Annotated in this window: 10 protein-coding genes and 5 tRNA genes; 2 read left to right on the plus strand and 13 right to left on the minus strand. The window is 70.1% G+C overall.

Annotated features, from left to right (window positions below; all coding sequences use genetic code 11):
- Nucleotides 1-246: 246 nt before the first annotated feature.
- Nucleotides 247-840, minus strand: coding sequence for a 3-isopropylmalate dehydratase small subunit (leuD, locus tag KVT45_RS14355; protein WP_217547509.1), 594 nt, complete (start codon nt 838-840; stop codon nt 247-249).
- Nucleotides 841-846: 6 nt separating this feature from the next.
- Nucleotides 847-2277, minus strand: coding sequence for a 3-isopropylmalate dehydratase large subunit (gene leuC, locus KVT45_RS14360; protein WP_217547511.1), 1431 nt, complete (start codon nt 2275-2277; stop codon nt 847-849).
- A gap of 205 nt (nt 2278-2482) precedes the next feature.
- On the opposite strand from leuC, the gene ndgR reads away from it, so the two are divergent.
- Entirely contained in the window at nt 2483-3199 is a 717-nt protein-coding gene (gene ndgR / locus KVT45_RS14365; RefSeq protein ID WP_217547512.1) for an IclR family transcriptional regulator NdgR, read from the plus strand.
- 254 nt (nt 3200-3453) lie between these two features.
- On the opposite strand, the gene KVT45_RS14370 is transcribed toward ndgR, so the two are convergent.
- Nucleotides 3454-3954 (minus strand): DUF4188 domain-containing protein, encoded by a 501-nt coding sequence (locus tag KVT45_RS14370; protein ID WP_217547514.1) that lies wholly within the window; start codon nt 3952-3954, stop codon nt 3454-3456.
- A 91-nt stretch (nt 3955-4045) separates the two neighbouring features.
- Between KVT45_RS14370 and KVT45_RS14375 the strand changes: the two genes are divergently transcribed.
- The gene (locus KVT45_RS14375; protein WP_217547515.1) at nt 4046-4690 is read left to right on the plus strand and encodes a MerR family transcriptional regulator; all 645 of its coding nucleotides are present in this window, start codon (nt 4046-4048) and stop codon (nt 4688-4690) included.
- Nucleotides 4691-4758: 68 nt separating this feature from the next.
- Here the strand turns inward: KVT45_RS14375 and KVT45_RS14380 are convergent.
- The 10 genes from KVT45_RS14380 to KVT45_RS14425 all read right to left on the minus strand — a co-directional run bounded on the left by KVT45_RS14380 (nt 4759) and on the right by KVT45_RS14425 (nt 11099).
- Nucleotides 4759-4831 (minus strand) — tRNA-Glu (locus tag KVT45_RS14380).
- A 27-nt stretch (nt 4832-4858) separates the two neighbouring features.
- Nucleotides 4859-4930, minus strand: a tRNA-Gln gene (locus tag KVT45_RS14385).
- Between the two features lie 20 nt (nt 4931-4950).
- A tRNA-Glu gene (locus tag KVT45_RS14390) sits at nt 4951-5023 on the minus strand.
- A gap of 28 nt (nt 5024-5051) precedes the next feature.
- A tRNA-Glu gene (locus KVT45_RS14395) sits at nt 5052-5124 on the minus strand.
- A 21-nt stretch (nt 5125-5145) separates the two neighbouring features.
- Nucleotides 5146-5217: transfer RNA gene (locus tag KVT45_RS14400), tRNA-Gln, on the minus strand.
- 91 nt (nt 5218-5308) lie between these two features.
- On the minus strand, nt 5309-6076 hold the full coding sequence (locus tag KVT45_RS14405; RefSeq protein WP_217547517.1) for an HAD family hydrolase: 768 nt from the start codon (nt 6074-6076) through the stop codon (nt 5309-5311).
- A gap of 27 nt (nt 6077-6103) precedes the next feature.
- Nucleotides 6104-8350, minus strand: a complete 2247-nt coding sequence (locus KVT45_RS14410) for a hypothetical protein (protein ID WP_217547518.1) — start codon at nt 8348-8350, stop codon at nt 6104-6106.
- Between the two features lie 182 nt (nt 8351-8532).
- The gene (gene gltX, locus KVT45_RS14415) at nt 8533-10017 is read right to left on the minus strand and encodes a glutamate--tRNA ligase (protein ID WP_217547520.1); all 1485 of its coding nucleotides are present in this window, start codon (nt 10015-10017) and stop codon (nt 8533-8535) included.
- Nucleotides 10001-10786, minus strand: coding sequence for a fumarylacetoacetate hydrolase family protein (locus tag KVT45_RS14420; RefSeq protein WP_217547521.1), 786 nt, complete (start codon nt 10784-10786; stop codon nt 10001-10003). The genes gltX and KVT45_RS14420 overlap by 17 nt, the downstream gene beginning before the upstream one ends.
- 124 nt (nt 10787-10910) lie before the next feature.
- Nucleotides 10911-11099 (minus strand): hypothetical protein, encoded by a 189-nt coding sequence (locus tag KVT45_RS14425; protein ID WP_217547523.1) that lies wholly within the window; start codon nt 11097-11099, stop codon nt 10911-10913.
- Nucleotides 11100-11148 lie beyond the last annotated feature (49 nt).

Genomic DNA, 11148 nt, shown 5'->3' on the forward strand with positions numbered 1-11148 from the left:
GGTGCAACTGGCGCCTCAAATGGCCTTCCGAGCACTTGCGGAAGCCGCGGACACAGCACTCACGTACCCCGACAACATCCGCCCTAACGTGGGAAGTTGGCAAGACCTGCGACAACGCGAGCGCCCGTTCGGGTGCAGACATGGCTGTACCCCCAATCGTGGCGATCGGGGGTACAGGCGGGGTGTTGCGGTGGCTGAAACCAGCCGTATTCAGATGTGCCGATCACGCCCGAAGCGGGCTCGGGATCAGACCTGGAGCGTCCGCGGCTTGTACGACGGCCGCTTGGCCTCGTACTCGGCGATGTCGGCCTCGTTCCGGAGGGTGATGGAGATGTCGTCCAGGCCGTTCAGCAGCCGCCAGCGGGAGTTCTCGTCCAGCTCGAAGGAGGCGGTGACGCCCTCGGCGCGCACCTCGCGGGCCTCGAGGTCGACCGTGATCTCGGCCTGCGGGTCGTTCTCGGTGAGCTCCTGGAGCGCCTCCACGATCTTCTGGTCCAGGACCACCGTGAGCAGGCCGTTCTTCAGCGAGTTGCCCCGGAAGATGTCGGCGAAGCGGGAGGAGATCACGGTCTTGAAGCCGTAGTTCTGCAGCGCCCAGACGGCGTGCTCACGGGAGGAGCCGGTGCCGAAGTCGGGGCCGGCGACCAGGACGGTCGCGCCCTGCCGCTCGGGGCGGTTGAGGATGAAGTTCTCGTCCTTGCGCCAGGCCTCGAACAGACCGTCCTCGAAGCCGTCCCTGGTGACCTTCTTGAGCCAGTGAGCAGGGATGATCTGGTCGGTGTCGACGTTGGAGCGGCGCAGCGGGACGGCCCGGCCGGTGTGCGTGGTGAATGCTTCCATGGCTGATCAGACTCCAGCGGGCGTACGAACGTCGGCGTCGGACAGGTCGGCGGGCGAGGCCAGGTGGCCCAGGACGGCCGTGGCGGCCGCGACCTGCGGCGACACCAGGTGGGTACGCCCGCCCTTGCCCTGCCGGCCCTCGAAGTTGCGGTTGGAGGTGGACGCGGAGCGCTCACCGGGGGCCAGCTGGTCGGGGTTCATGCCGAGGCACATCGAGCAGCCCGCGTGCCGCCATTCGGCGCCGGCGTCCTTGAAGACCACGTCCAGACCCTCGGAGACGGCCTGGAGGCCGACCCGCGCGGAGCCGGGGACGACCAGCATCCGTACGCCGTCTGCGACTTTGCGGTCCTTGAGGATCTCGGCCGCGGCGCGCAGGTCCTCGATCCGGCCGTTGGTGCAGGAGCCTACGAAGACGGTGTCCACGTTGATCGAGCGCAGCGGCTGGCCGGCCTCCAACCCCATGTACTCCAGGGCCTTTTCGGCGGCGAAGCGCTCCGAAGCGTCATCGTACGAAGCCGGGTCGGGGACGTCCGCCGAAAGCGGCGCACCCTGGCCGGGGTTGGTGCCCCAGGTGACGAACGGCGAGAGCGCGGCGGCGTCGATGTGCACCTCGGCGTCGAATTCGGCGTCCGCGTCCGTCTTCAGGGTCTTCCAGTACGCGACCGCCGCGTCCCAGTCCTCGCCCTCGGGGGCGTGGGCGCGGCCCTTGAGGTACGCGAAGGTGGTCTCGTCGGGGGCGATCATGCCCGCGCGGGCGCCGGCCTCGATCGACATGTTGCAGATGGTCATCCGGGCCTCCATCGAGAGCTTCTCGATGGCGGAGCCGCGGTACTCCAGGATGTAGCCCTGGCCGCCGCCGGTACCGATCTTGGCGATGATCGCCAGGATCAGGTCCTTGGCGGTGACGCCGTCGGGCAGCTCGCCGTCGACCGTGATGGCCATGGTCTTCGGGCGGGCCAGCGGCAGCGTCTGGGTGGCCAGCACGTGCTCCACCTGGGAGGTGCCGATGCCGAACGCCAGCGCGCCGAAGGCGCCGTGCGTGGAGGTGTGGGAGTCGCCGCAGACGACGGTCGTGCCGGGCTGGGTCAGGCCCAGCTGCGGGCCGACGACGTGCACGACGCCCTGCTCGACGTCGCCCAGCGGGTGCAGGCGCACCCCGAACTCGGCGCAGTTCTTGCGCAGCGTCTCCAGCTGGGCGCGGGAGACGGGGTCCGCGATGGGCTTGTCGATGTCGAGGGTCGGGGTGTTGTGGTCCTCGGTCGCGATGGTGAGGTCGAGGCGGCGCACCTGGCGGCCGTTCTGGCGCAGCCCGTCGAAGGCCTGCGGGCTGGTCACCTCGTGCAGCAGGTGCAGATCGATGAAGAGGAGGTCGGGCTCGCCCTCGGCGCGCCGGACGACGTGGTCGTCCCAGACCTTCTCCGCGAGTGTCCTACCCATCGCTTTCCCTCCGGCCGGCAGACGTGCACCGGCCCAACTAGAGATCTTGAGGAAGCGGCTGCCCGTTCTCCGGGCCCCTGAAGTCGTGGTTCCGGGCGTCCGCCGCCGGGCCCGTTGGTCTGCGGGCCACTGTGTGATTCCAGGGTGGCGCGTTCCACGGAAAATTGAACTTGCGTTTCACAGAGTGAGACGTGAGTATCGTTGCATGGACAACAGTAGCGGCGTCGGCGTTCTGGACAAGGCGGCCCTTGTCCTCAGCGCTCTGGAGTCCGGTCCGGCCACCCTCGCGGGTCTGGTCGGGGCCACCGGACTGGCACGACCCACGGCCCACCGGCTGGCCGTGGCTCTGGAACACCACCGCATGGTGGCACGCGACATGCAGGGCCGTTTCATTCTCGGTCCGCGACTCGCGGAACTGGCCGCGGCGGCCGGCGAGGACCGCCTGCTCGCGACGGCGGGCCCGGTGCTGACGCACCTCCGTGACATCACCGGAGAGAGCGCGCAGCTGTATCGCCGCCAGGGCGACATGCGGATCTGCGTGGCCGCCGCGGAACGGCTGTCCGGTCTTCGGGACACGGTCCCGGTCGGCTCGACGCTCACGATGAAGGCCGGTTCCTCGGCGCAGATCCTGATGGCCTGGGAGGAACCGGAGCGGCTGCACCGCGGCCTCCAGGGCGCCCGCTTCACGGCGACGGCCCTCTCGGGTGTCCGCCGCCGCGGCTGGGCACAGTCCATCGGCGAGCGCGAGCCGGGCGTGGCGTCGGTGTCGGCGCCGGTGCGGGGGCCGTCCAACCGCGTGGTGGCGGCCGTCTCCGTCTCCGGCCCCATCGAGCGCCTGACCCGCCACCCCGGACGCATGCACGCCCAGGCCGTGATCGACGCGGCGTCCCGCCTGTCGGAGGCACTGCGCCGCACGGGCTGACGCTCCCACCGGGACGGGCCGGCCTCAACGCCGCGGCAGGCCCTTTCTCAGGGGGTGAGACTTTTCCGCCGGGGACCGTCCCCACCCAGGGGCGCGGGGCTGTATCGATATGCGGCTCCGCCGCGTGGGCGCGACCAGCCACATGCTGCCCGCACTCGCCCAGTGACCGGAGCTCCCACGGCGCAGCGTCTGCCGCCACCGGCCGTCTGCCGTCCACGACGCCGTCGTGGTTGATCGCGCGGTTCCCCGCGCCCCTACGGGGCGCTCCGGTAAGCGAACCGGTCCTTCGCGTACCGCCCCCGGCGTTCCAGCGGCAGCACTCCGCTCGCCGCGCCCAGGCCGAACTCCGGCATGTCGAAGTAGATCGACTCGTACGCGCCCTCGGGCGCCACGTACGTCTCGTGCCAGAGACCCACATGGCCGCGGACCTTCCCCGCCCGCTCCTTGCGGTTCACGACGCTCCACATCCCGTGGTGGAGCATCTCCGGCGAACTCGCGTACGCGTACAGCTTCTCCTTCGACTCCCAGTACTGGACGACGTAGTACGTCCGCGGCGAAGCCGTCAGCAGGATGCGGCCGAGCAGCCCCCGGCCGGGGTCCCGTGCGAGCTCCTTCAGCATGCGGAACATCGACAGCATGACCGGGAGCCACTGGTGGACCGCCCAGAAGTGGTTGATGCGCATGCCGATGAGCAGGACCACCGCGTCGCCCTCGCGGGCAGCGGTCGTACGGCCCGGAATCGGTTTGGTGAACATGAGGAACGACACCCCCGGAGCCTGTCGGATAGCGGCACTATCCTTCTGTCGGTGTTTGGATAGTGGCACTTACCAAGGAGGCACGCAAGACATGCGGCTTGCCCAGTTGAGCGAGCGCAGCGGGGTGTCCGCCGCGACGATCAAGTACTACCTGCGCGAGGGGCTGTTGCCGCCGGGCCGCCAGGTCAACGCCACGACCGCGGAGTACGACGAGGAGCACCTGCGGCGGCTACGGCTGGTGCGGGCGATGATCCAGGTGGGGCGGATTCCCGTGGCGACGGTCCGCGAGGTGCTCGGGCACGTCGACGACGACTCGCTGGGCCGCACGATCCGGGTGGGCGCCGCCCTGTGGGCGCTGCCGCAGCTGCCGGAGCCGGACGAGGACGACGAGTACGTGCGGGCCGCCCATCGGGAGGCCGACGCGCTGCTTGACGCCCTCGGCTGGGAGAACGCCAAGCAGCTGACGACGATCTCCCCCGCGTACCGCCGGCTGGTGGTCGCGCTGGCCGCGTTCCGCCGGCTCGGTTACGACTGGGACGCCGAACTCCTCCTGCCGCGCGCGAAGTTGATGTACCAGGCGGCCGTCGCCGACCTGGACTTCCTGGAGACGCATCCGTCGGAGGAGGAGAAGGTGGAGGCCGCGGTGGCCAGCGCGGTACTGGTGGAGCCGATGCTCCAGGCGCTGCACCGGCTGGCCCAGGAGGAGGAGACGGCCCGGCGCTACGGCTTCGAGTAGGGCGCCGTACACCCCTCGCCGTACGCCATGACAAAGGCCCCCCGCCGAAGCGGAGGGCCTTCTGTATGTACCCCCGACCGGATTCGAACCGGCGCTACCGCCTTGAGAGGGCGGCGTGCTAGGCCGCTACACAACGGGGGCGAAGATCTGCGTTTCCGCAGATCCGAGCTGGTCTACCTGGACTCGAACCAAGACTAACTGAACCAGAATCAGTCGTGCTGCCAATTACACCATAGACCAATGTGGTTTAGACCAGTTCGTACCCCCGACCGGATTCGAACCGGCGCTACCGCCTTGAGAGGGCGGCGTGCTAGGCCGCTACACAACGGGGGCCCTAGCGATCATCCGTAGAAGATCTCCGTACCCCCGACCGGATTCGAACCGGCGCTACTGCCTTGAGAGGGCAGCGTGCTAGGCCGCTACACAACGGGGGCGTTGCAGATGAGCTCTGCGAGCTGGCCTACCTGGACTCGAACCAAGACTAACTGAACCAGAATCAGTCGTGCTGCCAATTACACCATAGGCCACTGGAACGCAAGCCCCTGAGGGGATCTTGTTCTAGTTTCGCGCCTCCGGTTCCGGCCTTTCGGCCCGCTCCCCGGCGGCGCAGGAAGAACATTACCCGAAGGTGGACGGGGCTCCAAAACGGGTATCCGCGCGGAGGATCGCGGGCAGTTCGGCGAGGGAGGCGATCCGGTGCGGGCCGGCGGGGGCGTCGGCCCTGGTGGCCTGTGCGGTGGCCGGTGCGCTGAACGGTGCGGCGGCCGGTCCGTGGCGGTCGATCCACACTGACAGCAGCCCGGCGTCGGCGGCGCCGCGCCCGTCGATCTCCGGGTGGTCGCCGACGTACGCGACCTGGTGCGGGGCGAGTTCCAGCGCCTCGCAGGCCGCCAGGAAGGCGCCGGCCGCGGGCTTGGAGACACCCAGTTCGGCGGCGCAGAGGACGGCCTCGAAGCGGTCGTGCACCCCCAGCGTGCGCAGCTTGTGGTCCTGGACGTGCAGGCTGGAGTTGGACAGCACGGCGTGCCGGTAGTCGGCCGCGAGGGTGTCCAGAGCGGGCAGGACGTCCGGGAAGAGGGCCCAGACGGCCTCGTAGTGCGTCCGGTACCGGCGGAACCAGTCGTCGGCCTCGGTGTCGGTCAGCTCCCTCTCCAGGAACACCCGGACCCGGTCGCGGCGCTGGTCCTCGAAGGAGAGCTCGCCCGCCGCGAACCGCGCCCACTGCTGGTCGGTGATCTCCCGCCACCGCACCAGCGCCGCCTCCGCGCTCGCCCAGCCGGCGAGCAGCCCCTCCGCCGCCAGATGTGCTCGCATGCCCTCGCGGTCGGCACTCGTGTAGTCGAAGAGAGTGTCGTCCACGTCCCAGACCACGGCCCTGATCGTCATGACACCGACCGTACCCCGTGGGCGCCGTCAGCCCAGGGTCATGGTGCCGGTCAGGGTCAGGGTCCGGCCCTGGCCGTCGCGGGGACGGGCGGCGAGCTTCCAGGTGTATCTGCCGGTCGCGGCGGCCGCGCCGCTGTCGGTCGTGCCGTCCCAGGCCGGGCGGACGGCCGCGCCCGTGGAGGCGCCGGTCAGGGTGCGCCGTACCGTGCCCGAGGGAGTGGCGAGGGTCAGGGTCCAGGTGGACGGCTTGTTCAGCTGCCACACCGGGGACCAGGGCGCCGACCTGGTGATGACGGACGGCGAGTAGACCTGCGCGTCCATCTGGGCGAGCGGCGAGGTGGGGACGCCGCTGGGGACGATCCACACCTTTTTGTAATAGTCGAGGTAGGCGATCTGGCCGCCGAACCGGTCCACGGCCCAACGGCCGTTGCTGGTACCGGTGTTCTGGTCGGTGGTGGGCAGCACGGCCACGACGCGGGTCTGCGCGGTCCCGGTGTGGACGTCGGTGAGCAGCAGTTGGTGGGTGGTGCGGTTCTCGCGCACCAGGAAGCCGTCGCCGAGGCGGGCCGGGGAGGGGCCGGCGGGGACGGGGATGTTCCGCTTGGCCGCCCGGTCGTACACGCCGGCCGGGCCGGAGGCGCCGCAGCTCCAGTAGAGGCGGCTGTTGACGGCCTGGATGTCGGTGGGGACACACCGGGAGCCGGTGGTGACCGTGGTCGTGGTCTCACCGGTCTTCAGGTCGTGCCCGGTGATCGACCCCTTGACGCTGCCGGGCGTCCACAGGACCTGGCCCCACAGGGCCGCCGTGGTGCGGTTCCGGCTCTGCAGGATCTTGCCGGCCGTGGCGCCGCGCGGGAAGTCGACGATCTTCTGCACGCCGGGCGTACCGCCGTTGTAGAGGACGTAGCGGCCGGTGCCGCCGGCGATGCGGCCCCGGGAGTCGCCGGTCGGGACGTTCTGCAGGGAGGCGGTGTCGAGGCCGGTCTCGATCACGTACTCCCGGCCGGAGGAGTCGGTGAACAGGTGGGTGACGTGTCCGTCACCGAGGGCCTCCAGCTGGGGGCAGGCGGCGTCGCCCGGGAGGCAGGTGGGGTCGGCCAGGGTGGGGCTGCGGCGGGTCTGGGGTCCGACCGGCACGCCGACGGCGTTGAGCGCGAAGCTGGAGATCACGTGGCCGTTGCCCTGCCTGCCGTCCAGGAACAGCTCGCCGCCGGCCATGGCCAGCCCCTCGGCCCGTATCGTCTCGGCCGGGACCTGGGCCACCTCCTTCGTGGCGGTGCCGCCGTCCGCGGTGGGGGTGATGCGGTGGACGTTCCAGTCGGAGCTGGAGGTGCCGGCGGTGGCGAGCGCGCCGCCGTCCGGGGTCGGGCCCATTCCTCCGGAGGAGTTCGCGAGGACGGTGCGGGTCTCGCCGGTTGTCAGCGAGCGGGCCGTCAGCGCGGGCTGGGTGCCACCGTAGACGAAGGCCGGGTTACCGGTGAGGAGCTGGTCACCGACGACGGCCACCAGCTCGGCGCCCCAGGGCGTCATACCGGTGGGCTGGGTGCCCGGGTCCGCGTCGACGCGGATGTACCTCCAGTCGGCGACCAGCCAGCGGTCGTTGAAGCGGACCGGCGGTTCGGCGGCCACTCCCGTGACGTAGGTGCGGAAGGTGCCGTCACTCAGGTCCACGAGGCCGACGGAGGTGGTGCCGTCCAGGGTGTAGACGATCGCGGCGCGGCGGACCGAGCCACCCGGGACGTAACCGGTGGGCCGGGCGCCTGCGGGGAGTCCGGTCACCGGGAGGTCGATGGTGGAGCCGTCGGCCGCGGCGCGCAGGACGTGCGGGGTGCCGGAGGTGTCCTGGGTGAGCACGCTCCAGCCGGACGTGGTCCTGTAGGTCTGGCCCGCCGGGATGGTGACGGTGGCCGTCACGCCGGTGGAACGGTGCTGCTGGGTCACCTTGGCACCCTCGTCCCAGGTGCTGACCACGTCGGTGCCGGTGGCCAGGTCGTCCGGGCCGGCGTGCGCGGGCGGGACGAAGTCCGGGTATTCGACCCAGGTGCCAGGGCCGATGGAGGTCCGGGGTTCCCACTGGAACCCGGACGCCCCCGCCCACATGTAGTACACGTAGGTCGGCTCCCACGACCTGAGCGTGACGAACCCGACCGGCAGGGGGACCGCGGGCCCGGCCTGCGCGGGCGAGGTCGCCGCGACGCAGGCCAGAGCCGCTGCTCCGACGACGGCCGTGGCCAGTCTGCGCGAACGGATCACTTCGTGCCGTGAACGGGTCACGTCCCCCACCCCCTGCTACCGGGTACGCATGCACACCATGCGCACAGGAAACATCCAACGTCCGCCCAGGAAGCGGGACTTGGCCGTAGGGGTTAACTCCCGGAGACGGCTCGGGGGCGGCTCGGGGACGCGCGAGGGGCGCCCCGGAGACTCCGGGGCGCCCCTCCACGTACGTCCGCGTGTTACGCGGTCAGCTTCGCCAGTGCCGTGTCGATCCGGGCCAGGGTCTTCTCCTTGCCCAGGACCTCCAGGGACTCGAAGAGCGGCAGGCCGACCGTACGGCCGGTGACGGCCACCCGGACCGGGGCCTGGGCCTTGCCGAGCTTGAGGCCGTGGGCCTCGCCCGCGGCCAGGACGGCCTCCTTCAGGGACTCCGGGGAGGTCCAGTCGGCCGACTCCAGCTTCTCGCGGGCCGTGGTCAGGAGGGCGTCGCTGCCCTCCTTCATCGCCTTGGTCCAGGACGCCTCGTCCTCGACCGGCTCCGCCAGGAACAGGAAGTCGACGTTCTCGGTGATCTCCGAGAGGACCTTCAGGCGGGTCTGGGCGTGCGGGGCGATCGCCTGCCACTTCGACTCGTCGAAGTCCTCCGGGGCCCAGGGGGCGACGGGGGCCTTCAGCCAGGGGGCGCAGCGCTCCGTGAAGTCCTTCACATCCAGCATGCGGATGTGGTCGGCGTTGATCGCCTCGCACTTCTTCAGGTCGAAGCGCGCCGGGTTGGGGTTCACGTCGGAGATGTCGAAGGCGGCGACCATCTCGTCGATCGAGAAGATGTCCTGGTCCGCGGAGAGCGACCAGCCCAGCAGGGAGAGGTAGTTGAGCAGGCCCTCGGGCAGGAAGCCCTGCTCGCGGTAGAGGTTGAGGGACGCCTGCGGGTCGCGCTTGGAGAGCTTCTTGTTGCCCTCGCCCATCACGTACGGCAGGTGGCCGAAGGCCGGGGTCTGCTTGGCGATGCCCAGCTCGGTCAGCGCCTTGTAGAGGGCGACCTGGCGCGGGGTGGAGGATAGCAGGTCCTCGCCGCGCAGGACGTGGGTGATCTCCATCAGGGCGTCGTCGACCGGGTTGACCAGCGTGTACAGCGGGGCGCCGTTCGCGCGGACGATGCCGTAGTCCGGGACGTTCTCCGGGGTGAAGGTCAGCTCGCCGCGGACCAGGTCGGTGAAGGTGATCGTCTCGTCGGGCATCCGGAAACGGACGATCGGGGTGCGGCCCTGGGCCTTGTACTCCGCCACCTGCTCATCGGTGAGGACGCGGCAGTGGCCGTCGTAGCCGGACGGCTTGCCGGCGGCGCGGGCGGCCTCACGGCGGGTGTCCAGCTCCTCCTGGGAGCAGTAGCAGTGGTAGGCATGGCCGGCGTCGAGCAGCTTGGCGGCGACGTCCTTGTAGATGTCCATGCGCTGCGACTGGCGGTACGGCGCGTGCGGGCCGCCGACCTCGGGGCCCTCGTCCCAGTCGAAGCCCAGCCAGCGCATCGCGTCGAGCAGCTGGTTGTACGACTCCTCGGAGTCGCGGGCCGCGTCGGTGTCCTCGATGCGGAAGACGAGCGTGCCCTGGTGGTGCCGGGCGAACGCCCAGTTGAACAGGGCGGTGCGGACCAGGCCCACATGGGGGTTACCGGTGGGCGAGGGACAGAAACGTACGCGGACGGGTGCGCTAGCCACGCTTGACAACCTTGTTGGTGAGAGTGCCGATGCCTTCGATGGTGACGGCGACCTCGTCGCCGACGCTGAGGGGGCCGACCCCTGCCGGGGTGCCGGTGAGGATGACGTCGCCGGGGAGCAGCGTCATGGCCTCGGTGATGTTGACGATCAGGTCGGCGATGGAGTGGATCATCTCGCTCGTACGGCCGAGCTGGCGCTGTTCGCCGTTGACCGTGAGCTGGATCGTCAGGTCGGACGCGGTGGCGAGGTCCAGGTCCGTCTCCACCCAGGGGCCGAGCGGGCAGGAGGTGTCGAAGCCCTTGGCCCGGGCCCACTGCTTCTCGCGCTTCTGGACGTCGCGGGCGGTGACGTCGTTGGCGCAGGTGTAGCCGAGGATCACGTCCGACACGCGCTCGCGCGGGACCTCGCGGCACATGCGGCCGATGACCACGGCCAGTTCGGCCTCGTGGTGGAGGTCCTGGGAGAAGGAGGGGTACTGGATCTCGTCGCCGGAGCCGATCACCGAGGTGGACGGCTTGAAGAAGGCGAAGGGGGCGTCCGGGACCTCGTTGCCCAGCTCCTTCGCGTGCTCCGCGTAGTTGCGGCCGTAGGCGACGACCTTGTTGGGGAGTACCGGCGGGAGCAGGCGGACCTTGCTCAGCGGGACCTTCGTACCCGAGAGCTCGAAGTCCGCGAACGGAATGCCCTTGATGATGTCGAGGACGAGTTCGTCCTGCTTGTCGCCCTCGACGGCGCCGAAGGCGACGTTCCCGTCGATGGAGAACCTGGCGATGCGCACGGGATCCTTGCGCCCCTCACTGAGCCGGCTGGAGTCTGACGCCCCAGGCTAACGCGGTAAGGGGTGGCCGCCGTGGAATAACCCGGCGACCGGGTGGGTGAGTGAACGGCGGCCGGGTCCCGTACTACTCCGCGACCGAGGTCCCGGCCGGGATCTCCATGAGGATGGTGCGCCGGGGGTTGGCGGTCTGGGCGGGGAGGTCGAGGGAGTGCTCGGGCAGCTCGGGGGTCTGCAGTTCCTCGGCGTCCTTGAGGTGGGCGAGGGTGGTGCGGCGGGGGTTGGCTATGTTGCGGAACATCATCGTCGTCTTCACGGTTGCAGTGGACCCCGTCGTGTGTGGGTTGGCAGAGACTTCCCTCTTG

The sequence above is a fragment of the Streptomyces sp. GbtcB6 genome, from assembly GCF_019091475.1.
In the GTDB taxonomy this organism is placed as follows: domain Bacteria; phylum Actinomycetota; class Actinomycetes; order Streptomycetales; family Streptomycetaceae; genus Streptomyces; species Streptomyces hyaluromycini.

Bases quoted from the DNA above. Each gene is read 5' to 3' on its own strand.
- leuD (WP_217547509.1), bottom strand. From the start codon at position 840: ATGGAAGCATTCACCACGCACACCGGCCGGGCCGTCCCGCTGCGCCGC.
- ndgR (WP_217547512.1), top strand. From the start codon at position 2,483: ATGGACAACAGTAGCGGCGTCGGCGTTCTGGACAAGGCGGCCCTTGTC.
- KVT45_RS14375 (WP_217547515.1), top strand. From the start codon at position 4,046: ATGCGGCTTGCCCAGTTGAGCGAGCGCAGCGGGGTGTCCGCCGCGACG.
- leuC (WP_217547511.1), bottom strand. From the start codon at position 2,277: ATGGGTAGGACACTCGCGGAGAAGGTCTGGGACGACCACGTCGTCCGG.
- KVT45_RS14370 (WP_217547514.1), bottom strand. From the start codon at position 3,954: ATGTTCACCAAACCGATTCCGGGCCGTACGACCGCTGCCCGCGAGGGC.
- KVT45_RS14405 (WP_217547517.1), bottom strand. From the start codon at position 6,076: ATGACGATCAGGGCCGTGGTCTGGGACGTGGACGACACTCTCTTCGAC.